The sequence below is a fragment of the Pseudomonas oryzicola genome (genome assembly GCF_014269185.2).
In the GTDB taxonomy this organism is placed as follows: Bacteria; Pseudomonadota; Gammaproteobacteria; order Pseudomonadales; family Pseudomonadaceae; genus Aquipseudomonas; species Aquipseudomonas oryzicola.
On record NZ_JABWRZ020000001.1, the window covers coordinates 1171978 to 1196725 of the forward strand.

A 24748-nucleotide genomic window follows, 5' to 3' on the forward strand; every position below is an offset into this window, starting at 1 on the left:
CCATGATTAAACAACGCACCCTGAAGAATACCATCCGTGCCACAGGTGTCGGTCTGCACTCCGGGGAGAAGGTTTACCTGACCCTCAAGCCTGCACCTGTTGACACCGGCATCGTCTTCCGCCGCGCCGACCTCGACCCTGTGGTCGAAATTCCGGCGCGCGCGGCCAACGTCGGCGAGACAACCATGTCGACGACGCTGGTCAACGGTGACGTCAAGGTCGATACGGTCGAGCACCTGCTCTCCGCCATGGCGGGCCTGGGCATCGATAACGCCTACGTCGAGCTCTCCGCCTCGGAAGTGCCGATCATGGATGGCAGCGCCGGACCCTTTGTATTCCTGATTCAGTCTGCCGGCCTGGAAGAACAGGACGCAGCCAAGAAGTTCATCCGCATCCTGCGTGAGGTTACCGTGGAAGAGGGCGACAAGCGCGCCACTTTCCTGCCTTTCGACGGTTTCAAGGTGAGCTTCGAGATCGACTTCGATCACCCGGTCCTCAAGGGCCAGACCCAGAGTGCGGTCGTCGACTTCTCCAGCACCTCGTTCGTGAAGGAAGTCAGCCGCGCCCGTACCTTCGGCTTCATGCGTGACATCGAGTACCTGCGCAAGCACAACCTTGCGTTGGGTGGCAGTGTCGAGAACGCCATCGTGGTCGACGAGACCGGTGTGCTCAACGAAGACGGCCTTCGTTCCGATGACGAATTCGTCAAGCACAAGATCCTCGACGCCATTGGCGACCTTTACCTGCTGGGCAACAGCCTGATCGGCGAGTTCAAGGGCTACAAGTCCGGGCACGCGCTGAACAACCAGCTGTTGCGCAAGCTGATGGCCGAAACCGATGCCTGGGAAGTGGTCACTTTCGAAGATGCCAGCACGGCACCGATCTCGTACATGCGCCCTGTTGCGGCCGTGTAAGTTCGAACACTCTCTAGTTCATTAAGGCCACCTTCGGGTGGCCTTTTTTATGGCTTTTCCCGGGCGTGGGCGGCCAACCGTTCCAGTGCTGCGCGCAGCTTGGGGTCAGTGATGCCCTCGGCAGTATCACGCAGGCTCTCGGCTGCATTGCTCGACAGTTCTGCAGCTTGGCTACCGCGCTTGGCTGGCACCAGCGGGGGCTGGACTTTGTACAGGATGCGTCTGAGGTTGGCGAATGCCTCCATGGCCTGTAATGCCGACATCAAGCGTTTCTGCTGATAGCGCAGGCGGGTTGCCCAGTGGCCGTCGGTTACCACCAGCAACAATGTGCCATCCCGCCACGACGCCACATGGCAATGCTCGCGGGCGGCCGGTTGCAGCTGGCTTTCCAGCAGGCGCTGCAGGTGCTCCAGGCGTTCGGCCTGGTTCAGCAGCAGGCGCAGCGGGCGGACCTGGCGGAGCAGGGCCGAGGGCGGCTGGGCGGGGGAGGGTTTGTAGGCCATGGGTATGTGCATGAGGTTACAAGATCGGCAGTTTAACACCTCTTGTGGCCTGCACCGGCCTCTTCGCGGGCTTGCCCGCTCCCACAGGTATTGCGCAACACTTGAGACCTGTGGTGATCCTGTGGGAGCGGGCAAGCCCGCGAAGAGGCCGGCACAGGCAACCAAGGACAAGACTCATTCTCGATACGTTTCATCTTCCCGAACCTTGAACTCAGGGAAAATGCCCTTATCTAAAACGGGCCCCCGCCAAAGCGCTGTGCCAGCATCGTGGAAATCCACCACTTTCCTCACCATCGTTTCCGGGTAGAATGCTCGTTCGCATGCGGCCTCAGGGCTGCACGGGCGACTCATGGGGCCGCCCTCCATCCCTACGTGTGGAAGATCCTGCCGATATGTTTGCGCCTTTGTTAAAGAAACTTTTTGGAAGCAAGAACGAGCGTGAAGTCAAACGCATGCTCAAGACGGTGAACATCGTCAATGCTCTCGAAGAGAAGATGGTGGCCCTCTCCGACGAGCAACTGCGGGGCAAGACCGCAGAGTTCAAGGAGCGCCTGGCCAAAGGCGAGACACTGGACCAGTTGCTGCCGGAAGCCTTCGCCGTGGCCCGCGAGGCCGGCAAGCGTGTCATGGGCATGCGCCACTTCGACGTGCAGCTGATCGGTGGCATGACCTTGCACGAAGGCATGATCGCAGAAATGCGCACCGGTGAAGGCAAGACCTTGGTCGGTACCCTGGCCGTGTACCTGAACGCATTGTCCGGCAAGGGCGTGCACGTGGTCACCGTCAACGACTACCTGGCCCGTCGTGACGCCAACTGGATGCGCCCGCTGTACGAGTTCCTCGGTCTGTCCGTGGGCATCGTTTCGGCCTTCCAGCCGCCGGAAGAAAAGCGCGCCGCCTACGCGGCCGACATCACCTACGGTACCAACAACGAATTCGGTTTCGACTACCTGCGCGACAACATGGCGTTCAGCCAGGAAGAGAAGTTCCAGCGCGAGCTGAACTTCGCGGTGATCGACGAAGTCGACTCCATCCTCATCGACGAAGCGCGTACCCCGCTGATCATCTCCGGCCAGGCCGAGGACAGCTCCAAGCTGTACATCGAGATCAACCGCCTGATTCCGCGCCTGAAGCAGCATATCGAGGAAGTGGAAGGCCAGGTCACCCAGGAAGGCCACTTCACCATCGACGAGAAGAGCCGCCAGGTCGAGCTGAACGAAGCCGGTCACCAGTTCATCGAAGAGATGCTCACCCAGTCCGGCCTGCTGGCCGAGGGCGAGAGCCTGTACTCGGCGCACAACCTGAGCCTGCTGACCCACGTCTATGCCGGCCTGCGTGCGCACAAGCTGTTCCACCGCAACATCGAATACATCGTCCAGGACGGCCAGGTCCTGCTGATCGACGAGCACACCGGCCGTACCATGCCGGGCCGTCGTCTGTCCGAAGGCCTGCACCAGGCCATCGAAGCCAAAGAGAACCTGAACATCCAGGCCGAGAGCCAGACCCTGGCTTCGACCACCTTCCAGAACTACTTCCGCCTGTACACCAAGCTGTCCGGCATGACCGGTACCGCCGACACCGAAGCGTTCGAGTTCCAGTCGATCTACGGCCTCAACGTGATGGTCATTCCGCCGAACAAGCCGCTGGCGCGCAAGGACTTCAACGACCTGGTGTACCTGACTGCCGACGAGAAATACGCCGCGATCATCGCCGACATCAAGGAAAGCATGAAGCAGGGCCGCCCGGTGCTGGTCGGTACGGCGACCATCGAAACGTCGGAGCACATGTCCAACCTCCTGAAAAAGGAAGGTATCGACCACAAGGTGCTCAACGCCAAGTACCACGAGAAGGAAGCCGAGATCATCGCCCAGGCGGGTGCGCCAGGTGCCCTGACCATCGCCACCAACATGGCCGGCCGTGGTACCGACATTCTGCTGGGCGGTAACTGGGAGGCCGAAGTGGCCGCCCTGGAAAACCCCACCGCCGAGCAGATCGCCCAGATCAAGGCCGACTGGCAGAAGCGTCACCAGCAGGTGATCGAGTCGGGTGGCCTGCACGTGATCGCCTCCGAGCGCCACGAGTCGCGCCGTATCGACAACCAGCTGCGTGGCCGCTCCGGTCGTCAGGGCGACCCGGGTTCCAGCCGCTTCTACCTGTCGCTGGAAGACAGCCTGATGCGTATCTTCGCCTCTGACCGGGTGAAGAACTTCATGAAGGCGCTGGGCATGCAGTCGGGCGAAGCGATCGAACACCGCATGGTCACCAACGCCATCGAAAAGGCCCAGCGCAAGGTCGAAGGCCGCAACTTCGACATCCGCAAGCAATTGCTCGAATACGACGACGTGGCCAACGAGCAGCGCAAGGTGATCTACCACATGCGCAACAGCCTGCTGGCCGCCGAGAACATCGGCGACACCATCGTCGAATTCCGCAAGGAAGTGCTGGACGCTACCATCAGCCAGCACATTCCGCCGCAGTCGCTGCCCGAGCAGTGGGACGTGGCCGGCCTGGAAGCTTCGTTGGCCAGTGATTTTGCCATCAAGCTGCCGATCCAGCAGTGGCTCGACGAGGACGATCGCCTCTACGAGGAAACCCTGCGCGAGAAGCTGTTGAACGAAATCACCAGCGCCTACACCGAGAAGGAAGACCAGGCCGGTATCGAAGCGCTGCGTACCTTCGAGAAGCAGATCCTGCTGCGTGTGCTGGACGACCTGTGGAAAGACCACCTGTCGACCATGGACCACCTGCGTCACGGTATCCACCTGCGTGGATATGCGCAGAAGAACCCGAAGCAGGAGTACAAGCGCGAATCCTTCAGCCTGTTCCAGGAGCTGCTCGAGTCGATCAAGCGCGACACCATCCGCGTGCTGTCGCACGTTCAGGTTCGCCGCGAAGACCCGGCCGAAGAGGAAGCCCGCCTGCGCCGCGAGGCCGAGGAACTGGCCAGCCGCATGCAGTTCCAGCACGCCGCAGCCCCGGGCCTGGAAAGCGAGCAACTGAGCGAAGAGGGCGCCGAAGTGGCGGTTGCCTCGGCGCCGGTACGCAACGACCAGAAGCTGGGCCGCAACGAGCCGTGCTGGTGTGGTTCGGGCAAGAAGTTCAAGCATTGCCACGGGCAGATCGAATGATCTGACCGAGCTGTTTCAACCTGATGCATCCGGGGGCCGCTTTGCGGCCCTTCGCGACACAAGGCCGCTCCTACAGGAATCGCGACAGTTCTGTAGGCGCGGCCTTGTGTCGCGATGGGGCGCCAAGCGGCCCCGTCTTTGTAAATCAATCGATTTTTCTAGGAGCGCTCTAATGGCTGTTGGTCTTGGTCCTTTGCCCACCCTGCACCCGGTACCGGGTTTTGAACTCGGCATTGCTTCTGCCGGCATCAAGCGCCCGGGGCGCAAGGATGTGGTGGTCATGCGCTGTGCCGAAGGTTCCAGCGTGGCCGGCGTGTTCACCCTCAATGCCTTCTGCGCAGCGCCAGTGATCCTGTCCAAGCAGCGTGTACAGGGTACCGTGCGCTACCTGCTGACCAACACCGGCAACGCCAACGCCGGTACCGGCGCGCCAGGCCTGGCTGCCGCCGAGCGCACCTGCGCCAAACTGGCCGAGCTGGCCGGTGTACCGGCCGAGTCGGTACTGCCGTTCTCCACCGGCGTGATCGGCGAACCGCTGCCGGTCGAGAAGATCGAAGGCGCGTTGCAGGCCGCCCTCGATAACCTGTCGGAGAACCACTGGGCCGAAGCCGCCACCGGCATCATGACCACCGACACCCTGCCCAAGGGCGCCAGCCGCCAGTTCCAGCACGATGGCGTGACCGTTACCGTGACGGGCATCAGCAAGGGTGCAGGCATGATCCGCCCGAACATGGCCACCATGCTCGGCTACATCGCCACTGATGCCAAGGTTGCCCCGGCGCTGCTCAAGGACCTGATCCTCGACGGCGCCAACAAGTCGTTCAACCGCATCACCATCGATGGCGACACCTCGACCAACGACTGCTGCATGCTGATTGCCACCGGCAAGGCCAACCTGCCGGAAGTCACCGAAGCCAGCGGCGCACTGTTCGAAGCGTTGAAGAAGGCCGTGTTCGAAGTGTGCATGGAAGTGGCCCAGGCCATCGTCCGTGACGGCGAAGGTGCCACCAAGTTCGTTACCGTGCAGGTCAACGGCGGTGGCAACCACCAGGAATGCCTGGACGTCGGATACGCCGTGGCCCACTCGCCACTGATCAAGACCGCGCTGTTTGCCTCCGACCCGAACTGGGGCCGCATCCTCGCCGCTGTCGGCCGTGCCGGCGTGCCGGAGCTGGATGTGAACCTGATCGACGTGTACCTGGACAGCGTATGCATCGCCAGCAAAGGCGGGCGCAGCCCGAGCTACACCGAAGACCAGGGTGCCAAGGTCATGGCCCAGGAGGAAATCACCATCCGCATCGAGCTGGGCCGCGGCCAGTGCAGCGAAACCATCTGGACCACCGACCTGTCCCACGAGTACGTGAAGATCAACGCCGAGTACCGTACCTGATTCAAATGGGGCCGCTTTGCGGCCCTTTCGCGGATAAATCCGCTCCTACAGGGGCTATGCGGTCTTTGTAGGAGCGGATTTATCCGCGGAAGGGCTGCAAACAGCCCCAAAATCCCCAGATCCATGGAGCCGAACCATGAGCTACCAACTGATCATCGGCGACAAGCTGTATTCCTCCTGGTCGCTGCGCGGCGCGCTGGCCCTCGAACTGGCTGGCGTGCCCTACGAAGAAACCCTGATCAAACTCAACCAGCCTGACACCCGCCAGCGCATCCTGGCCTTTTCCGCCACCGGCAAGGTGCCGTTGCTCAAGACCGAGCACGGTGTGATCGCCGACTCGCTGGCTATCGCCGAATACCTCAACGAACGCCACCCTGACGCCCAGCTGTGGCCGGCCGACGTGGCAGCTCGAGCCCAGGCCCGCTCGGCCTGCGCGCAGATGCACAGCGGTTTCCTCGCCTTGCGCAGTGCCATGCCGTTCGATCTGTCGCGCGACCAGGCGCTGGACAGCGCGCCGCTGGAGGTACAAATCGATATCGACCGTATCGTTGCACTGTGGTCCGAATGCCGCCTGGTGGCCAAGGAAAGCGGTGGGTTCCTGTTCGGCAAGGCGAGCCTGGCCGATGCTTTCTTCGCCCCGGTGGCGGTGCGCCTGCGTACCTACCGCGTGGAAGTGCCCGCCGAGGCGGCGGCCTATATCGAGACCATTTATCAATGGCCGGCCTTCCAGGCCTGGCAGCGGGCTGGCCTGGCGGAGCGTGAAGGGTGAAACGGATTCATGTTGTAGCTGCTGTCATTCGCGGTACTGACGGCCGTATTCTGATCGCACGGCGCGCCGATACCCAGCACCAGGGCGGTCTGTGGGAATTCCCGGGCGGCAAGGTAGAAGAGGGCGAAGGCGTCGAAGCGGCGCTGGCCCGCGAACTGCGCGAGGAGCTAGGCATCGAGGTGAGTCGTTCGCGCGCGCTGATCAAGGTCAGCCACGATTACCCGGACAAGCAGGTGCTGCTGGACGTTCGTGAAGTCGAGGCGTTTACCGGCGAACCTCATGGTGCCGAAGGCCAGCCGCTTGCATGGGTTGCCCCGCGCGATCTGCCGCAATACGAATTCCCCGAGGCCAACAAGCCGATCGTTGCCGCCGCACGCCTGCCGGACCAGTACCTGATCACCCCGGATGGCCTGGAAGTGCCGCAACTGCTCAAGGGTATCCAGAAAGCGGTGGCCGGCGGCATGCGCCTGATCCAGTTGCGTGCCCCGGACATGTACGACCCCAAGTACCGCGACGTGGCGGTAGACGCGGTCGGGCTGTGTGCGGGCAAGGCACAGCTGATGCTCAAGGGGCCGCTGGAATGGTTGGGCGACTTCCCTTCGGCGGGTTGGCACCTGACCGCCGCGCAATTGCGCAAGTATGCGCCCAACGGGCGGCCGTTCCCCAAGGAGCGCTGGCTGGCTGCCTCCTGCCATAGCGCCGAAGAGCTGGCGCTGGCGGAACAGATGGGTGTGGATTTCGTGACCTTGTCGCCAGTGCAGGCGACCCAGACTCACCCCGACGCGGTACCGCTGGGGTGGGACGAAGCGCAGCGGATGGTTGCCGGGTTCAACAAGCCGGTCTATCTGCTGGGTGGGGTCGGCCCGGGTGAGCGGGACCAGGCCTGGGCTGCCGGGGCGCAGGGTGTGGCCGGGATCCGGGCGTTCTGGCCGGAGATTTGAGTCACCTGTAACTGGGGCTGCAAAGCAGCCCCAAAATCTCAGCCTTCAGATTTGGCAGCAGGCTGCCACAACACTTCGGCAACCCCCTGACGACGCCCGATGATCCGCGCCGCCACGAACAGCAGATCGGATAGCCGGTTGATATACGCCAACCCAACCCCTGCCAACGGTTCCACAGCATTCAACTGCTGACAACGCCGCTCCGCACTGCGCGCCAGACTGCGGCACACATGCGCCTGTGCCACCAGCGCCGAACCACTGGGCAAGATGAAGTTCTTCAGAGGCCCCAGCTCTTCATTCCACACATCGATCGCGGCCTCCAGGCGCTCCACCTCCGCCAGGTCCAGCGCCTGGTAGCTGGGCATGGCCAGCTCACCGCCCAGGTCGAACAAGCGGTGCTGGCAGGGCGCGAGTACCTGGCTCACTTCATCCAGCCCTTGTTCGGCCAGCCCTGCCAGCAGCAATCCCAACTGGCTGTTCAGGCTGTCCACCTCGCCGATCGCCTCGATCCGCGGGTGGTCCTTGGGTACCCGGCGACCGTCGCCCAGCCCGGTTTCGCCCTTGTCGCCAGTGCGTGTGTAGATCTTCGACAGGCGATAGCCCATGTCATGCCTCCGTCTTGGCCGGCGCCGTCGCAGCCGGCTGGCCAAGGGGCAGGCGCAGGGTGAAGCAGGTGCCCTGGCCGGGCGTGGACTGCACTTCCATCTGCCCCTTGTGGTTGTTGGTGATGATGAAGTACGAGACCGACAGGCCCAGCCCGGTGCCCTGGCCAATCTCCTTGGTGGTGAAAAACGGCTCGAAAGTGCGTTTGCGCACCCCCTCGGGCATGCCGACGCCGTTATCCTCGACCTGGATTTCCGCCCATGGCGGGTTCAGCCGGGTGCGCAAGGTGATACGCCCCGGCTCGCTGGGCTGCGGCCGTTGGTGGATGGCCTGGGCGGCGTTCTTCAGCAGGTTGAGCAGCACTTGCTCCAGTTCGTTGGCGGTGCAAGGCACCGGGCCCAGTTCGGGATCGAACTGGCGCACGATGGCCGTGCCCTTGAAGTCGAAGCCGATGGCCAGGTCGAAGTCGTTGCCGGCAATCTCCACCGCCTGGTCGATCAGTGCCGGCAGGTCGCACGGCGCCAGCTGGCGGTTGCTGCGGCGGCTGAAACTGAGCATGTGGGTGACGATCTTCGCCGCCCGGGCGCCGGCCTGCTGGATGCCGTCGAGCAATTGCGGTACATCGCGGCTTTCCAGATAGCGGTTGACCGTAGCCAGGTCGATGCCCAGCTCTTCGGCCTGCTCCAGGTTGCGTGGCAGCTCCGGCGACAGGCGCCGGCGGATGTTCTGCACGTTATGCAGAATCGCGCCCAGCGGGTTGTTGATCTCGTGGGCCATGCCGGCTGCCAGGCCGCCGACCGAAAGCATTTTCTCCGATTGCACCATCATTTCTTCCAGCGACAGGCGCTGGGTGATGTCGTCGATGCGGATGACCACGCCACGGCCACCGCCGCCGGTCAGCGGGTAGAAGGTCAGGGCGTAGTGGCGCAGGTCGTCGCCCTTGGGCCAGGTGACCCGCTCGATCTTCGCCACCCGGTGCTTTTCCACGGTTTCCTTCAGTTGCGGCAGGAACGGCTTGAGCGGTTCGAAGGCAATGAAGATCGGCTGGTTCAGCGCCTCGTCCAGCGGCGTGCCGGAAAGCACCGTGGCTTCGTGGTTCCACTGCGTTACGTAGAGCTGCTCGTCGAGGGCGATCAGTGCCGAGGGCATCGAGTCGATGATGCTGTTGAGGTAGTTCTGGAAACCGGTGAGCTTCTTCTCGATCTTGCTGCGCACCTGCACTTCCAGCTCCAGCTTGCGGTTGGTGTGGCGGGTTTCCTCGGCCAGGCCCTGGGCCTGGTCATAGGCTTCCTGGAACTCGTCGCGGGTACGCTTGAGCTGCTGCTCGCGGGCTTCGATGCGTGAAAGCATGGTGTTGAACGCTTCGGCCAGGCTGCCGATTTCGTCGTCATTGCCGCGCTGGGCGCGCAGGGCGTAGCTTTCTTCGCGGGTGACCTGGCGGCTGAGTTCCTCGAGCTGGTTGATCGGTTGGGTGATCAGGCGTTTGATCTGCCGGGCAATGAAGATCCACAGCAGGATGCTGAACACCAGGATGGCCAGGCTGGCGCTTAGGGTGCCGGTGTAGAAGGCAGTAGGCAGTTCGCTGCTGGCCACCAGCAGCAGGTGGGCCGGCGGGTTGGCCTCGCGTGGCATGCGGATCAGCTGGGTGCTGCGAAACTCCATCAGGCGCCAGCCATCGATGTTGCGAAAGCGCGTGGGCAGGGTCAGCGGCTCGCCATGCTGCAGCTGCGCCAGCATGCGGCCGTCGCCACCGTAGACGGCGGCGGCGCGCAGCGGTGTGTAGCTGTCCAGCTCCTTGAGCAGGGCGCTGGCGGCGTCTGGGTTGTCGCCGGCGCGGGCTGCCAGTTGTGGGTTGGCCACCAGCCGGCCGATGGTGTGCAGCGCCTGGGGCGCCATGCTCTCCTGGGTGATCCAGTAGGCGGCGCTGATGAAGGTGAGGTTGGCCACCAGCAGGATGGTCACCAGCAGTACCAGCAGGGCCGCCAGCAGCTTCTGCCCGACCGGGAGGTTTTCCAGGCGTTGGCGCAGGGTCATGGGCGAGGCAATGTCCTTATCCGGTTGAAAGGGCCGCGTCAGTCGCAGGGCAAACCACGCAGGCGCAGGTTATCGACCAGGCGCTGCTGCAGGCGTTCCAGCGCTGGCAGTTGCAGGCCATGCCGGCCGGCGGCGCGGCAGGCATGGCCGAGCAGGTAATGCACCTCGGTGCGGCGGCCGGCGCGAACGTCCTGGTACATGGAAGAGTAGTTGGCTGCGGTGGCGACGATCACCCGCTGGACTTCCTCGTTCAGTTCCACCGCTGCCTGCGGCTGACCGCAGCGGCGCAGCAGCTGGGCCAGCTCGGCGCACAGTGCGTCCACTTCGTCCAGGTGCCCCAGCAGCCCGCCGTTCTGGCAGTCGTGCAGCACGGTCAGCGGGTTGATCGCGCAATTGAGCGCCAGTTTGCGCCATAGGCGGGTGAGGATGTCCACCGTCCATTCGCCAGGGATGGCGGCTTCGTGCAGGTCATCGAACCAGGCCGGGACCGCGGGGTTGCGCGGGTCGCCCAGCCAGTTGAAACCGTGGCCGGCAAACCGTACCTGCCAGTCGCCCTCGCGAAACGCACCTTCGGTGCTGGAGGCGAAGATGCAGCGTGCGCGCGGGACCAGGTCGGCGACCTCGTCCTGGCTGCCCAGGCCATTCTGCAGCAGCAGTACCTCGGCGTCGTCGGCCAGCCGTGCGGCCACGCCGGCAATCGCCGCGGCGGCGTCGTAGGCCTTGCAGGCCACCAGCAGGCGGTGGATCGGGCCATGGGCCTGCGCGGTTTCGGCCGGGATGGCGTAGTGGCGCGGCTGGTCCTGTTCCACCAGGGTCAGGCCGCCAGCCTGCTGGTAGGCCTGCAACCGTTGCCCGTCGCGCAGGATCAGGCGCACTGCCTTGCCCGCGCGCGCCAGGCGGCAAGCCCACAGGCTGCCCAGGCTACCGGCGCCGAGAATATGCCAGGTGCTGCTCATATGCGTTTCGCAACCCGTTATAATGAGCCCGCATTTTAACCGTCAAACCCAGCGCGCTCCATCTTCAGCCTGAGCGCGCTTTTATTTTGGGAGAACAACCATGCCTTCGTTCGACGTGGTATCGGAACTGGACAAGCACGAAGTGCAGAACGCGGTCGACAACGCCATCAAGGACCTGGACCGCCGCTACGACCTCAAGGGCAAGGGCAGCTTCGAGTTCAAGGACAAGGAGCAGACCGTGATGCTCACCGCCGAGGAAGAGTTCCAGCTCGAAGCGATGCTGGAAATCCTGCGCCTGGCGCTGGTCAAGCGCAAGATCGACGTGAAGTGCCTGGAAACCAAGGACCCTTACGCCTCGGGCAAGGAAAAGAAACAGGAGGCCAAGTTCCGCGAAGGCATCGACAAGGACCTGGCGAAGAAGATCGTGGCCACCATCAAGGACGCCAAGCTGAAGGTGCAGGCCGCCATCCAGGGCGAGCAGGTACGCGTTACCGGCAAGAAGCGTGACGACCTGCAGGAAGCCATCGCCCTGCTGCGGACCAAGGAATTCGACATGCCGCTGCAGTTCAACAACTTCCGCGACTGATGCAAGTGCCACCCGGAACCCGGATGGCGAAATGATGTCCATGGGGCCCGGGCTGCGCAAACATGCGCGGCCTGTTCTACCGTGTACTTGCCGCTCGGCATCAGGAGATGAATATGGATTTGAACGCTGAAGTCGATCAGCTGGTCCGCCAATCGCAGACCTGGATTCCCTTGATCATGGAATACGGCAGCCGTGTGCTGCTGGCATTGCTGACCCTGGCGGTCGGCTGGTGGATCATCAACAAGGTCAGCGCCCGCCTGGGCAAGCTGGTCGGCCTGCGTAACGCCGACCTGGCGCTGCAGGGTTTCATCAGCACCCTGTCGAACATCGTGCTGAAGGTGCTGCTGCTGGTCAGCGTGGCGTCGATGATCGGTATCGAGACCACCTCGTTCGTGGCCGCCATCGGTGCCGCCGGCCTGGCCATCGGCCTGGCCTTGCAAGGCAGCCTGGCGAACTTCGCCGGTGGCGTGCTGATTCTGATGTTCCGCCCGTTCCGCATCGGTGACTGGATCGAGGCGCAGGGCGTGGCCGGCACCGTCGACAGCATCCAGATCTTCCATACCGTGCTGCGCACCGGTGACAACAAGACCGTGATCATGCCTAACGGCAGCCTGTCCAACGGCATCATCACCAACACCAACCGCCAGCCGACGCGCAAGGTGGTGTTCGATGTGGGCGTGGATTACGAGGCCGACCTGCAGAAGGCGCGCAACGTGCTGCTGAAGCTGGCGCGGGACCCGCGCGTGCTGCAGGACCCTGCGCCGCAAGCGGTGGTCGCTACCCTGGGCGACAGCGCCATTACCGTGTCGTTGCGCCTGTGGACCAAGACCGCCGATTACTGGGACGTGATGTTCATGCTCAACGAGCATGCGCGCGACCGGTTGAAGGCCGAAGGGATCGACATTCCGTTCCCGCAGCGGGTGATTCGTGTGGTGCAGGAGACTGCAGCGCAGTAACACCGTGTTGTCATCGACCGGGGCCGCAACAGCGGCCCCTGTCTTTTCTGCACCCTGGTTACACTTGTTCACAGCAACACCGGGTCATTTCTGGCATATAGCCTGACCCACCTGCCACACCCGATACGCCATCATGAAACCACTGCTGTACATCACTCCCCTGCGTGCCTTGCTGTTCGGCCTTACCTTGGCCCTGTTCGAGCTGCTCACCTACCTGGCCAGCGACGCGGTCATGCCAGCCATGCCGGTGGTGATCGGCGACCTGAACGCCAGCCCCGAATACATTCCCCACGCGCTCAACCTGTACCTGCTGGGTGGGGTGGTACTGCAGTGGCTGATCGGCCCGCTGGCCGACCGCTATGGCCGGCGCCCGTTGCTGCTGGCCGGCTGTGCCTGCTTTGGCCTGGCCTGCCTGGCAACCTTCTGGGTCGACAACATCGGCCTGTTCAACCTGTTGCGCCTGCTGCAGGGCATTGGCCTGGGCTTTGTGGTCACGGTCAGCTACCCGGCCCTGAACGAAGCCTTCAGCGAGGCAGACGCCGTGCGCATGATGGCGCTGCTGGCCAATATCGCATTGTTGTCGCCCCTGCTCGGGCCGCTGGTGGGTACCTTGTTGCTGCAGTGGCTGGATTGGCGCTGGCTGTTCGTCGCCTTTGCCGTGGGCGCGGTCCTGGCCTGGCTGCTGCTGTACCGGCTGATGCCGGAAACCCTGGGAGTGGAGCGCCGGGACGGTTCGCGCCTGGCATTCACGCCGATTCACCTGTTGCCGCTGCTGGCCGGCTACGGCCAGTTGCTGGCCAACCGCCGTTTTGTCGCTGGTAGCGCAGCCCTGGGCCTGGTCGGCCTGCCGTTGATTGCCTGGATCGGCTTGTCGCCGGTGCTGCTGATCCACGATGAGGGGCTGAGCACACTGGAATACGCCTTGTGGCAACTGCCGGTATTTGGCGGGTTGATCCTGGGCAACCTGATCATCAACCGTATCGCCGAGCGTTACCCGCTAGCGTCGCTGGTGCGTGGCGCGCTGTGGCCATATCTGGCCGGCCTGGGCCTGATGGTGCTGGCGACCTGGTACTGGCCGAGCGTGAGCAGCGTGGTGGCAGGCATGTCGCTGTATGCGCTGGGGCTGGGCGTGGCCAATGCGGTGCTGTATCGCATGACACTATTCGCCAGTGAGCAGAGCAAGGGCCTGGTCTCGGCCATGCTGGGGATGATCACCATTGCCTTGCTGGGGTTGGGCGGCGCGCTGCTGGCAATGATTGGCGCCGGCGCCAGTTTGCTGCATTTTGCCCTGGCGGCAGGTGTGGCGGGGGTACTGGCGCTGTGGCCGTTGTGGTTCGTGGTGGGGCAGCGGCCTGGGGCAGGGGCTGTTGCCGAATGATCTTTTTGTCTGACCCGAGCTCCTCGCGGGTAAGCCCGCGAAGAGCTCGGGTCGGACTGTAGAGCTCTCTCAGGGCCGCTCGGCTGCTGAGTTTTCCGCTGCCACCGGTTTGCCCGGCCCAGCCTCCTGGCGCCACTGCAGCGCAATCAGGATCAGGGTCGGTACGCCCAGCAAGGCGGTGATCAGGAAGAAGTCGTGGTAACCGAACTTCTCCACCATGACCCCCGAATAGCCGCCGATCAGGCGCGGCAACAGCAGCATGATCGAGCTGAGCAAGGCGTACTGGGTTGCCGAGAACTTCAGGTTGGTCAGGCTCGACAGGTAAGCGACGAAGGCCGAGGTGGCCAGGCCGGAGCTGAAGTTGTCCAGCGAAATGGTCACCACCAGCATCTGCAGGTTCGGGCCCATGTCGGCCAGCATCAGGAACAGGATGTTGGTAGCCGCCGATGCTGCACCACCGATGAACAGGATCGGCATGATGCCGAAGCGTACGATCAGCAGGCCGCCAACCCCGGCGCCGACCAGGGTCATGATCAGGCCGAAGATCTTGCTGACACTGGCGATCTGGTCCTTGGTGAAGCCCATGTCGATATAGAACACGTTGGCCATCACGCCCATCACCGTATCCGACATGCGATACGTGGCGATCAGGCCGAGCAACAGCAAAGCCTGCCAGCGGTAGCGGGCAATGAAGTCGTTCACCGGGGTCAGGACTGGGGCCAGGCCGCGGCGGCCCAGGCTCGACAGGCATGCCCAGGTCAGCAGTACATAGAGGATCAGGCGCAGGAAGGCACGGTCTTCGAGCAGTAGGTCCAGGGGGCTGGCATCACCTGAGATGACGCTGGCCCAGCCGGTGTTGAACATCTGGGTGAAGCTGGCCGGTACCGATACCAGCAGGATGATCAGCACGAACACCGACGCCAGCTGGTGCACCAGCCCATAGCGCGCTGCCGACAACTGGGTACGCATGGGTACGGGCGGTTCGCGCATGATCAGGGTAGTGAATACTGCAGGCAGCATCATCACCGCGAACATGACGTAGGTGCCGGCCCAGGCCTTGTGCAGGTAACTGAAGCCGGTGGAGCCGAACCACTCGGCGAAGAACAGGGCGCCCGCCGTCGCCAGCAGGGCGGCTACCCGGTAGCCGGCCATGTAGCTGGCGGCGAGCGCAGCCTGGCGCTGGTCATCGGCGATTTCCAGGCGGTAGGCGTCGACGGCGATGTCCTGGGTCGCCGAAGCGAAGGCCACCAGTACCGCCAGGGCAATCAGCCAGGACAGGTGCTGCTGTGGGTCACACAGGCTCATGCCGACCAGCCCGATCACCACCAGCGATTGCGACAGCAGCAGCCAGGACCGACGACGCCCCAGGCTGCCGAGCAGGGGCAGGCGCCATTGATCGAGCAGCGGCGACCACACCCACTTGAAGGCGTAGGCCAGGCCGATCAGGCTGGCGTAACCAATGGTCTCGCGGGCCACGCCCGCTTCGCGCAACCACACCGAGAGGGTGGAGAACACCAGCATGTAGGGCAGACCGGCGGCGAAGCCGAGTAGCAAAAGTACCAAGGTTGACGGGCTGGCATAGGCAGCAAGCGCAGCGCGCCAGGTTTTACGGGGCATGGGCCAACATCTGCCTCAAGTTTGCGAAAACAAAACGCGCACTCTAACCGCTGTGCTCCATCGGGCGCCAGCCATGGCGCGTCATATCCACACGATTGTTGGTTACATTCACACCCTCCGCGCGCAGCCGCGCCCGTTGTTCATCCCCCGACGGGGTACCCAGTGCCAGGCTCAGCCTGCCGCCCGCACCGAGCACCCGGTGCCATGGCAGGCGAGTGTCCGAGGGCAGTTGCCCGAGGGTGCGCCCGACCCAGCGTGCCGCCCGGCCAAGCCCGGCCAGCTCGGCCAGTTGACCATAGCTCACCACCTTGCCGGCGGGTACTTGGCCCAATACCGAATACAGCGCCATTCGTCGGCCCTCGGCGTCGTCGAGGGCGTGCTCATATGCAACAGTCATCAGGCCCTCCTTGGGCGGCAGATGAAACCGGACCGACGGTGCGATAAATGAGAGTTGAACTCAACGGCAGGCTGCCGGTCTGTCCTTGCTCTGGTTGTCGGTATCTGGATAATGCCCGGCTTTTTTGTCAAATCGAACCCGTAGTGCGTTTATGTATTCTAGATCCTTGTTGTTTCTGCTTGCTGTTTCCCTGTGCGCCTCGCCGGTGTTCGCCGACACCGTGTGGATGAAGAACGGTGACCGGCTCAGCGGCAAGATCAAAGTCTTCGATGGCGGCAAGCTGCTGCTGGAAACCCCTTATGGCGGTTCCATCGCCCTGGACTGGAAGCAGGTCCAGACCCTGGAGAGTGACCAGGAGCTGCTGGTCAAACAGGACGCCTACAACGGTGAGCGGGCCAAGTCGCTGAAGGCTGCCGAGCCCGGCAAGGTAACCCTGGCCAATGGCGAGGCGCCGAAGACCGTGGAGCTGGCCAGCATCGAGCAGATCATGAAGCCCAAGCCGCTGGTCGAGGATTTCGTGTGGAAGGGCAACGTCGACGTGGCGCTGGACTACAAACGCGCGGAGAACGATACCGACGACTATGACGTCGGCTTCAAGACCAGTGCCCGCCACGGTCGCTGGCGGCACAATGCCGAAGGCGAATACAACCGCGAGACCAAGGACGACGTCACCACCACCAATAACTGGAGCGCCGAGTACGCCCTGGACCGCTTCCTCACCGAGAAATGGTTCTGGCAAGGGCGCATGGAATACAAGCGCGACCACGTCGAAGACCTGGCCCGCCAGCGCACCGTGGGTACCGGCCCGGGTTATCAGTTCTGGGATGATGAACTGGGTGCGTTCTCGCTGGGTTCACTGATCAACCGCACCGACTTCGAATACCAGGATGGGGCCAAGGACAACTTCTATTCGGCGGCGCTGAAGTGGGACTACACCCGTTACCTGATCGGCAAGAATGTGCAGCTATTCACCAACGGCGAGTTCGCCAAGCCGCTGGGCGGGGTGGCCGATTATGCGCTGGATGCCGAGGTTGGCCTGCGCTACAAGGTGACCGAGTGGGCCTCGCTCAACCTCAAGGCAGAGAAGGACATCATCACCGGTACGCGTGAGAGTGACCTGGACAAGACCCGCTATACAGCAGGCTTCGGCGTGACCTGGTAAATCGCCGGGGGCGCAGTGCAGCAGGCACGCGGTCCCCTTGCAGGTGCGGGCTTGTATCGCGATGGGTTGCGCAGCAGCCCATTGGCACGGGACCTGAAAATGCTATCGTGTGGCCACCCAACCTGCCGCCAGGAGCCCGCCCAGTGAGTACCACCGCCATCCGCCCCGCCCGGGAACTGCTGCTCAAGGAGTACCGCGGCGTGCTCTCGACCCATTCCAGGTCGATGCCTGGTTACCCGTTCGGCTCGGTCGTGCCGTACTGCCTGGACGCCGAGGGCAACCCGCTGATCCTCATCAGCCGCATCGCCCAGCACACCCACAACCTGCAGAAAGATCCTAAATGCTCGCTGCTGGTCGGTGAGCGCGAGGCCGAGGACGTACAAGCGGTGGGGCGCCTGACGGTAATGGCCGAAGCGCACAAGCTGGAGGACGAGGCCGTCATCGAGGCCGCCGCCGAACGCTACTACCGTTACTTCCCGGACGCAGGCAACTACCACAAGGCCCACGATTTCGATTTCTGGGTGCTGCAACCTGTACGTCACCGCTACATCGGCGGCTTCGGCGCGATCCACTGGCTTGACCAGGTAACCCTGGCCAACCCGTTCGCCGGCAAGGCCGAGGCGAGCATGGTCGAACATATGAACAGTGACCACGCCAACGCCATTGCCCATTACGTGGAACTGACCCACTTGCCCCGCCATGCACCGGCGTCACTGGTCGGTGTGGACAGCGAGGGCATGCATTTGCGTATTGGCCAGGCGGTGTACTGGTTGCCTTTCCCGGGCACCTGCAACACGCCGACACAAGTCCGCGAAGCCCTGGTTTTGCTGGCGCGCGCCGACCAGTGGCCGGTTGTGATGGGCGCCGAGGGTTGAAAAGCCGAGCGCACGCATCCATCTGTTGGTCTTACAGGAAGGTTCTCTTCCGCCGAGGAATGCTTTGATGCGTGCTTTTCTACTGCTGTTTCTCCTGTTTCCCGTGCTGGAGCTGTTCGTTTTCGTGAAGGTCAGCGCCGCCATTGGTTTCTTCCCGGCGCTGCTGTTGATCATCGCCGGTTCCGCTCTGGGAGTACTGGTGATGCGGGTGGCCGGGCTGGCCACTGCGTTGCGCGCGCGGGAAAGCCTGCAGCGTGGCGAATTGCCCGCCGAGGACATGTTCCAGGGCATGATGCTGGCCGTCGGTGGTGGCCTGTTGTTGTTGCCAGGCTTCATCAGCGACGTGTTGGGCCTGCTGTGCCTGCTGCCATTCACCCGTCACTTGGCCGCCCGCAAGATGCGTGAGCGTGCCGAGGCTCAGGCCATGCGCCAGCGCGCCTTCCAGGACGACCCGTTCCAGGCCCGACCGCGTGATGGCGACCACCGCCCGAATGTGATCGAAGGCGAGTACGAGCGCCGCGACAAGTAATGACCGGGGGCCGCAAAGCGGCCCCAGCTTTTTGCGGGCCAAGACGCTAATGAAAAATTTTCTGAAGCAAGCCTTGTAATTGAATATGGCGGCCTCATGTATGTGGTCACCGCAAGGTTTCTGGTGGCAACACCAGACATTACTCAGGCGGTTCGCCCTGCGCGAGCTGCCTTCCGGCTACGCCGGACAGCATCAACCCGCCGGTGTCGACACCGGCCGATGAAAACCACAATTTGGGAGAGATCGACAATGAAGCTTCGTCCTCTGCATGACCGCGTCGTTATCCGTCGCAGCGAAGAAGAATCGAAAACCGCTGGCGGTATCGTCCTGCCGGGTTCGGCCGCTGAAAAGCCAAACCGCGGCGAAGTAGTCGCCGTCGGCACCGGTCGCATCCTGGACAACGGCGAAGTTCGCGCGTTGGCAGTGAAAGTGGGTGACAAAGTGGTTTTCGGCCCTTACTCGGGCAGCAACACCGTGAAAGTCGATGGCGAAGACCTGCTGGTCATGGCCGAAAACGAAATCCTCGCCGTAATCGAAGGCTGATTTCCCCCGACTTCCCGTTACTCCAGAATTTCAAGGATTAAACGATCATGGCTGCTAAAGACGTAAAATTCGGCGATTCCGCTCGTAAGAAAATGCTGGTTGGTGTCAACGTTCTGGCTGACGCAGTAAAAGCCACCCTGGGCCCGAAAGGCCGCAACGTGGTGCTGGCCAAGAGCTTCGGCGCGCCGACCATCACCAAGGACGGCGTTTCCGTCGCCAAGGAAATCGAACTGAAGGACGCCTTCGAGAACATGGGCGCCCAGCTGGTCAAGGAAGTTGCTTCCAAGGCCAACGACGCTGCCGGTGACGGCACCACCACCGCTACCGTCCTGGCTCAGGCCATCGTCAACGAAGGCCTGAAGGCCGTCGCTGCCGGCATGAACCCGATGGACCTGAAGCGCGGCATCGACAAGGCCACTGCTGCCGTCGTCGCCGAGCTGAAGAACCTGTCCAAGCCATGTGCCGACTCCAAGGCCATCGCCCAGGTAGGTACCATTTCTGCCAACTCCGACAGCTCCATCGGTGAAATCATTGCCGAAGCCATGGAAAAAGTCGGTAAAGAAGGCGTGATCACCGTCGAAGAAGGCTCGGGCCTGGAAAACGAACTGTCCGTCGTTGAAGGCATGCAGTTCGACCGTGGCTACCTGTCGCCGTACTTCGTGAACAAGCCGGACACCATGGTTGCCGAGCTGGAAGGCCCGCTGCTGCTGCTGGTCGACAAGAAGATCTCCAACATCCGTGAGCTGCTGCCAGTACTGGAAGCCGTTGCCAAGGCCGGCCGTCCACTGCTGATCGTTGCCGAAGACGTCGAAGGCGAAGCGCTGGCTACCCTGGTGGTCAACAACATGCGCGGCATCGTCAAGGTTGCTGCGGTCAAGGCTCCGGGCTTCGGCGACCGCCGCAAGGCCATGCTGCAGGACATCGCCGTCCTGACCGGCGGCCAGGTCATCTCCGAAGAAATCGGCCTGTCCCTGGAAACCGCTACCCTGGAGCACCTGGGTAACGCCAAGCGCGTCATCCTGTCCAAGGAAAACACCACCATCATCGACGGCGCTGGCGCCGACGGCGAGATCGAAGCACGCGTCAAGCAGATCCGTGCCCAGATCGAAGAAACTTCCTCGGACTACGACCGTGAGAAGCTGCAAGAGCGTCTGGCCAAACTGGCTGGCGGTGTTGCCGTGATCAAGGTTGGTGCCGGCACCGAAGTTGAAATGAAAGAGAAGAAAGCCCGCGTTGAAGACGCCCTGCACGCTACCCGTGCAGCCGTTGAAGAAGGCGTGGTGCCTGGCGGTGGTGTGGCCCTGGTTCGCTCGCTGGCGGCCATTGCCAACCTCAAAGGCGACAACGAAGACCAGAACGTCGGTATCGCCCTGCTGCGTCGCGCTGTCGAAGCGCCGCTGCGCCAGATCACTGCCAACGCCGGCGACGAGCCAAGCGTTGTCGCTGACAAGGTCAAGCAAGGTTCGGGTAACTTCGGTTACAACGCTGCTACCGGCGAATACGGCGACATGATCGAGATGGGTATCCTGGACCCAGCCAAGGTCACCCGTTCGGCGCTGCAAGCGGCTGCTTCGATCGGCGGTCTGATGATCACCACCGAAGCCATGGTTGCCGACCTGCCGGAAGACAAGCCAGCTGCTGGCATGCCTGACATGGGCGGCATGGGTGGCATGGGCGGCATGATGTAAGCCAGCCTTTCCCCCTGCACCAACAGAAAGCCCCGGTTCGCGAGAACCGGGGCTTTTTTTTTGCCTGTGAGGGCCATGGTGCCGCAAGGCGGCCCCGGTTCAGGCGACGCTGCGCTCCACGGCAGGCACCTCGGCCGCCCCCCGCCGATACAGGACCAGGTAATACGACCCCAACCCGATCAACCAGCAGAACACCGCCGTCCAGACGTTGTGCGACAGGAAGTGCGCCCCTTGCATCATCCGTCCCAGCGACAGTACCGACCCGGCCACGAAGGCCAGCGCCAATGCTGCCCGGGCCAACCGCGGTTTGCGGTCACGCAGCATGAAGAACAGGCCGAACAGGCAGAACCCGGTCGCTGCATGCCCGCCCGGCCAGCACAGCCCGGGCTTGTCGGTCGCCGGACGGGGTTCCAGCAGCTTGCTGTAGGTTTCGCTGCCGCCAAACTGGGTCAGGCTCCACGGGCATTGCACCTGGGTCACCTTTTTCAGTGGCGTGACGAACGCCGTGGACAGGCCCAGCGCCAGCACCAGACAGCCCAGTTCGCGACGCCAGCCGAACAGGCGCTTCCAGAAGAAGCTTGCGGCAAAGGTGACCAACGACAGCACTCCAAGCAGGATCACCCCCTGCTTGACCCGGTCATGCAGGATATTTTCCAGCAGATAGCTGTGGCGACCGATGAACTGCCCGGCAATGGGGTCGAAGAACAGGTTGGCGATGTCCATGTCGACCGAGGTCAGTTCCAGCAGGATCAAGCCCAGCGCGGTTGCCAGGGGCAGGCCCAGGTACAGCCAGAAATTGATGGGGCGAGGATGGCTTCGATGCTGCATGGCGGCTCCAGGACGCGAAAAAGATCGGGCATTGTCGGCTGCCCGCTATCCTGTGTCCGTGAAGGATCAGTGAAAAAACCGTCAAGGTCGGTGAATTCTTCGTAGGGCTGGCACCCTGCAGGCATAGGCCTTAAGCTGCGCCTGCCGCGCCACAGCGAGAAGCGCCGCACAGGAGAAACCGATGCGCATTCTTTTGGTTGAAGACAACCGCGATATCCTGGCCAACCTGGCCGATTACCTGAGCATGAAAGGCTACACCGTAGACTGCGCGCAGGATGGCCTGTCCGGCCTGCACCTGGCCGCCACCGAACACTACGACCTGATCGTGCTCGACATCATGCTGCCCGGCATCGACGGCTATACCCTGTGCAAACGTCTGCGCGAAGATGCCCGTCGCGACACGCCGGTGATCATGCTCACTGCCCGCGACCAGCTGGATGACCGCCTGCAGGGCTTCCGCTCCGGCGCTGACGATTATCTGCTCAAGCCGTTTGCCCTGTCGGAGCTGGCCGCACGCATCGAAGCGGTGCTGCGCCGCGCCCAGGGCGGTGGTCGCCGCACCCTGCAGGTGGCTGACCTCAGCTACGACCTCGACACCCTTGAAGTCACCCGCCAGGGGCGCCTGCTCAAGCTCAACCCGGTGGGCCTCAAGCTGCTCGCGGTATTGATGCAGAAGAGCCCGCACGTATTGCGCCGCGAAGTGCTGGAGGAAGCCCTGTGGGGCGATGACTGCCCCGACAGCGACAGCCTGCGCAGCCACGTGCACCAGCTGCGCCAGGTGATCGACAAACCGTTCGAAAAACCGCTGCTGCACACCGTCCATGGCGTCGGCTACCGCCTCGCCGAGGGCCGCGATGGAGTTTAAGCAAAGCCTTGCCCAGCGCATCATCATCGCCTTTGCCCTGATGAGTGCTCTGGTGGCCGGGGCCTTCGCCTTTGGCATCGTCGGTACCGTGCATCTGGTCGAGGAACGGCTGATTTCCTCTGTTCTGGGCGGTGACCTGCAGCGCCTGCTGCGCATGGACAGCGTCAGTGACTGGAGCCACCGGCCGCGGCCCGACCAGCTGTTCTACTTCAGCGGCGGGCGTGACGACTTCGAGCTGCCCAAAGACCTGCGCCACCTCGACCGGGGCTTCCACGAGGTGTTCCGCGACCAGCTGTCGTACCACGCCATGGTCGAGATCGTCGATGGCCGCCGCTACGTCCTGCTGCAGGACCAAAGCGACTTCGAAGAACGCGAGCGCTTGCTGTTCGCCGTGGTGGTGGTGGGCTTCGTGCTCAGCCTGGTACTGGCAGTGATCCTCGGCTGGCTGGTGGCGCGCCGGGTGATGGCGCCGGTGATTCGCCTGGCGCGCCAGGTGCGCCATCGTGACCAGTTGCTGGGCCTGGCCCCACCACTGGCGCCGGACTATGCGGCCGACGAAGTCGGCCAACTGGCGGTGGCGTTCGACGATACCCTGGGCCGCCTGCGTGACGCGTTGACCCGGGAAAGGCTGTTCACCAGTGATGTCAGCCACGAGCTGCGCACGCCATTGATGGTGCTGGCCACTTCATGCGAACTGCTGATGGAAAACCCCAACCTCGATGCCCGCTCACGCAGCCAGGTGGAGCGTGTGGCACGGGCTACAGAGGAAATGCGCGAACTGGTCAAGACTTTCCTGATGCTGGCTCGGGCGCAGCGCGACGAAGGCGCGGTAGCGTCGCGCGCGACCCTTCATGAAGTGGCTGACGAACTGGTCGGAGTGTGGCGTGACACCATCGAGCAGAAGGGCCTGGCCCTGTATTTCGACGGACGCGTCAGTGCCAGCCCGGTGCTGTACAACGCCACCTTCCTGCAGTCGGTGATGGGCAACCTGTTGCGCAATGCTGCGCACTATACCGACAGTGGCTATATCCGCCTGAGCCTCGAAGCCAACGGTTTCAGTGTCGAGGACAGTGGCGTGGGCATTCCCGAAGAGCAGCGCGAAGCCATGTTCCGGCCATTCGTGCGCGGCGATGAGCGGCGTGGCGAGGGCCTGGGCCTGGGCCTGTCGCTGGTGCAGCGGATCTGCGACGACCAGGGGTGGCAGGTCACCCTGACCTCGACCTTGCCGCATGGCTGCCGGTTCCACGTGGACCTGAGCAATACCGCGGCAAAGGGCGACCCTGAGGCAGAGTAAACCTTTGTAACAGCTCCATCGGCAAATGACGTTTTTTTCACATGGGTATGACCTGATTCCTACGCTCGCTTGCCTAATGTGGGTGGAATGGAGTCAGGAGATGCCCAATGCGTAGTCCCATCAAGCTTGAATTTTCCGAGAAGTACGACAAAGAACACGCCCGTGAGTACTTTCTCAAACATCAGGATGGCTTGGCGCGACGCCTTTCCCACAAGCGAGATGAGCAACTGGCGCGTCGCGCCCTGGCACTGGCGGGTGAGCCTGGCCTGGTCCTCGACCTGCCATGCGGTGCCGGCCGTTTCTGGCCATTGCTGGCCGAAAAGCCCAACCGGGTAATCATTGGCGCCGACAATTCCGAGGCGATGATCGAGACAGCCTGTGCCGCGCAACCGCCAGAGGTAGTGGCTCGGGTACGCCCCTTGCAGACTTCGGCGTTTGCCATCGACCTGCCGGACAACTCGGTAGACAGCATTTTCTGCATGCGGCTGTTCCACCATATTGGCGAAGCGGCCCACAGAAAGACCATTCTTTCGGAATTTCAACGGGTTAGCCGTGATAGTGTGATCCTGTCATTGTGGGTGGATGGTAATTTCAAGGCCTGGCGCCGGAAAAAGCTGGAGCAGCGCCGCAGGGCCCGCAAAGCCGAGCAGGACAATTACCAGAACCGTTTCGTGTTACCGGCCGACACGGTCGAAGAAGAATTCAAGGCCGCCGGTTTCAGAATCCAGGAACGCCTCGACTTCCTGCCGTTCTATGCCATGTGGCGAGTGTATGTATTGCGTAAGGGGTAGT

General features: G+C 62.9%; 23 protein-coding genes. 16 read left to right on the plus strand and 7 right to left on the minus strand.

Annotated features, from left to right (window positions below; all coding sequences use genetic code 11):
• The first annotated feature begins 2 nt into the window (after nucleotides 1–2).
• The gene (gene lpxC / locus HU760_RS05325; protein WP_186675141.1) at nucleotides 3–914 is read left to right on the plus strand and encodes a UDP-3-O-acyl-N-acetylglucosamine deacetylase; all 912 of its coding nucleotides are present in this window, start codon (nucleotides 3–5) and stop codon (nucleotides 912–914) included.
• 47 nt (nucleotides 915–961) lie between these two features.
• On the opposite strand, the gene HU760_RS05330 is transcribed toward lpxC, so the two are convergent.
• The gene (locus HU760_RS05330) at nucleotides 962–1417 is read right to left on the minus strand and encodes a DUF721 domain-containing protein (RefSeq protein WP_186675140.1); all 456 of its coding nucleotides are present in this window, start codon (nucleotides 1415–1417) and stop codon (nucleotides 962–964) included.
• A 392-nt stretch (nucleotides 1418–1809) separates the two neighbouring features.
• On the opposite strand from HU760_RS05330, the gene secA reads away from it, so the two are divergent.
• From secA to HU760_RS05350, 4 genes are all read left to right on the plus strand, one after another.
• On the plus strand, nucleotides 1810–4545 hold the full coding sequence (secA, locus tag HU760_RS05335; protein ID WP_186675139.1) for a preprotein translocase subunit SecA: 2736 nt from the start codon (nucleotides 1810–1812) through the stop codon (nucleotides 4543–4545).
• 172 nt (nucleotides 4546–4717) lie between these two features.
• Nucleotides 4718–5935, plus strand: a complete 1218-nt coding sequence (gene argJ / locus HU760_RS05340; RefSeq protein WP_186675138.1) for a bifunctional glutamate N-acetyltransferase/amino-acid acetyltransferase ArgJ — start codon at nucleotides 4718–4720, stop codon at nucleotides 5933–5935.
• A 136-nt stretch (nucleotides 5936–6071) separates the two neighbouring features.
• The gene (locus HU760_RS05345) at nucleotides 6072–6704 is read left to right on the plus strand and encodes a glutathione S-transferase family protein (protein WP_186675137.1); all 633 of its coding nucleotides are present in this window, start codon (nucleotides 6072–6074) and stop codon (nucleotides 6702–6704) included.
• Complete coding sequence (locus HU760_RS05350) at nucleotides 6701–7645, plus strand: Nudix family hydrolase (protein WP_186675136.1); 945 nt, start codon at nucleotides 6701–6703, stop codon at nucleotides 7643–7645. The genes HU760_RS05345 and HU760_RS05350 overlap by 4 nt, the downstream gene beginning before the upstream one ends.
• A gap of 38 nt (nucleotides 7646–7683) precedes the next feature.
• Here the strand turns inward: HU760_RS05350 and HU760_RS05355 are convergent, their stop codons facing one another.
• Genes HU760_RS05355 through HU760_RS05365 form a run of 3 tightly spaced genes read right to left on the minus strand, consistent with a single transcriptional unit; the run spans nucleotide 7684 to nucleotide 11238 of the window.
• Nucleotides 7684–8250 (minus strand): cob(I)yrinic acid a,c-diamide adenosyltransferase, encoded by a 567-nt coding sequence (locus HU760_RS05355; protein WP_186675135.1) that lies wholly within the window; start codon nucleotides 8248–8250, stop codon nucleotides 7684–7686.
• A gap of 1 nt (nucleotide 8251) precedes the next feature.
• Nucleotides 8252–10282 carry a sensor histidine kinase gene (locus HU760_RS05360; protein ID WP_186675134.1) on the minus strand — a complete coding sequence of 677 codons (2031 nt, stop codon included), beginning with the start codon at nucleotides 10280–10282 and terminating at the stop codon, nucleotides 8252–8254.
• Nucleotides 10283–10320: 38 nt separating this feature from the next.
• On the minus strand, nucleotides 10321–11238 hold the full coding sequence (locus HU760_RS05365) for a putative 2-dehydropantoate 2-reductase (RefSeq protein WP_186675133.1): 918 nt from the start codon (nucleotides 11236–11238) through the stop codon (nucleotides 10321–10323).
• 100 nt (nucleotides 11239–11338) lie between these two features.
• Here HU760_RS05365 and HU760_RS05370 point away from each other — a divergent pair, with 100 nt between their 5' ends.
• From HU760_RS05370 to HU760_RS05380, 3 genes are all read left to right on the plus strand, one after another.
• On the plus strand, nucleotides 11339–11824 hold the full coding sequence (locus tag HU760_RS05370) for a YajQ family cyclic di-GMP-binding protein (RefSeq protein ID WP_170032394.1): 486 nt from the start codon (nucleotides 11339–11341) through the stop codon (nucleotides 11822–11824).
• A gap of 113 nt (nucleotides 11825–11937) precedes the next feature.
• Nucleotides 11938–12780 carry a mechanosensitive ion channel family protein gene (locus HU760_RS05375; RefSeq protein ID WP_186675132.1) on the plus strand — a complete coding sequence of 281 codons (843 nt, stop codon included), beginning with the start codon at nucleotides 11938–11940 and terminating at the stop codon, nucleotides 12778–12780.
• Nucleotides 12781–12913: 133 nt separating this feature from the next.
• Nucleotides 12914–14158, plus strand: a complete 1245-nt coding sequence (locus tag HU760_RS05380; protein WP_186675131.1) for an MFS transporter — start codon at nucleotides 12914–12916, stop codon at nucleotides 14156–14158.
• 69 nt (nucleotides 14159–14227) lie between these two features.
• On the opposite strand, the gene HU760_RS05385 is transcribed toward HU760_RS05380, so the two are convergent.
• On the minus strand, nucleotides 14228–15775 hold the full coding sequence (locus HU760_RS05385) for an AmpG family muropeptide MFS transporter (RefSeq protein WP_186675130.1): 1548 nt from the start codon (nucleotides 15773–15775) through the stop codon (nucleotides 14228–14230).
• Nucleotides 15776–15818: 43 nt separating this feature from the next.
• Nucleotides 15819–16172, minus strand: coding sequence for an MGMT family protein (locus tag HU760_RS05390; RefSeq protein ID WP_186675129.1), 354 nt, complete (start codon nucleotides 16170–16172; stop codon nucleotides 15819–15821).
• A 151-nt stretch (nucleotides 16173–16323) separates the two neighbouring features.
• On the opposite strand from HU760_RS05390, the gene HU760_RS05395 reads away from it, so the two are divergent.
• The 5 genes from HU760_RS05395 (at nucleotide 16324) to groL (ending at nucleotide 20969) form a co-directional block, all read left to right on the plus strand.
• On the plus strand, nucleotides 16324–17334 hold the full coding sequence (locus HU760_RS05395; protein ID WP_186675128.1) for a DUF481 domain-containing protein: 1011 nt from the start codon (nucleotides 16324–16326) through the stop codon (nucleotides 17332–17334).
• 143 nt (nucleotides 17335–17477) lie between these two features.
• Nucleotides 17478–18209, plus strand: a complete 732-nt coding sequence (locus tag HU760_RS05400; protein WP_186675127.1) for a HugZ family pyridoxamine 5'-phosphate oxidase — start codon at nucleotides 17478–17480, stop codon at nucleotides 18207–18209.
• A gap of 67 nt (nucleotides 18210–18276) precedes the next feature.
• Complete coding sequence (locus tag HU760_RS05405; RefSeq protein ID WP_186675126.1) at nucleotides 18277–18738, plus strand: FxsA family protein; 462 nt, start codon at nucleotides 18277–18279, stop codon at nucleotides 18736–18738.
• 249 nt (nucleotides 18739–18987) lie between these two features.
• Entirely contained in the window at nucleotides 18988–19281 is a 294-nt protein-coding gene (locus HU760_RS05410) for a co-chaperone GroES (RefSeq protein WP_003260750.1), read from the plus strand.
• A 47-nt stretch (nucleotides 19282–19328) separates the two neighbouring features.
• Nucleotides 19329–20969, plus strand: a complete 1641-nt coding sequence (gene groL, locus HU760_RS05415; RefSeq protein WP_170032376.1) for a chaperonin GroEL — start codon at nucleotides 19329–19331, stop codon at nucleotides 20967–20969.
• 99 nt (nucleotides 20970–21068) lie between these two features.
• Here groL and HU760_RS05420 read toward each other — a convergent pair whose 3' ends face one another.
• Nucleotides 21069–21797 (minus strand): phosphatase PAP2 family protein, encoded by a 729-nt coding sequence (locus HU760_RS05420; protein WP_186675125.1) that lies wholly within the window; start codon nucleotides 21795–21797, stop codon nucleotides 21069–21071.
• 181 nt (nucleotides 21798–21978) lie between these two features.
• Here HU760_RS05420 and colR point away from each other — a divergent pair, with 181 nt between their 5' ends.
• The 3 genes from colR to HU760_RS05435 all read left to right on the plus strand — a co-directional run bounded on the left by colR (nucleotide 21979) and on the right by HU760_RS05435 (nucleotide 24747).
• Nucleotides 21979–22662 (plus strand): two-component system response regulator ColR, encoded by a 684-nt coding sequence (colR, locus tag HU760_RS05425; RefSeq protein WP_186675124.1) that lies wholly within the window; start codon nucleotides 21979–21981, stop codon nucleotides 22660–22662.
• Nucleotides 22652–23956, plus strand: coding sequence for a sensor histidine kinase (locus HU760_RS05430; protein WP_186675123.1), 1305 nt, complete (start codon nucleotides 22652–22654; stop codon nucleotides 23954–23956). The genes colR and HU760_RS05430 overlap by 11 nt, the downstream gene beginning before the upstream one ends.
• A gap of 107 nt (nucleotides 23957–24063) precedes the next feature.
• Complete coding sequence (locus tag HU760_RS05435) at nucleotides 24064–24747, plus strand: class I SAM-dependent methyltransferase (RefSeq protein ID WP_186675122.1); 684 nt, start codon at nucleotides 24064–24066, stop codon at nucleotides 24745–24747.
• Nucleotide 24748: the final 1 nt, after the last annotated feature.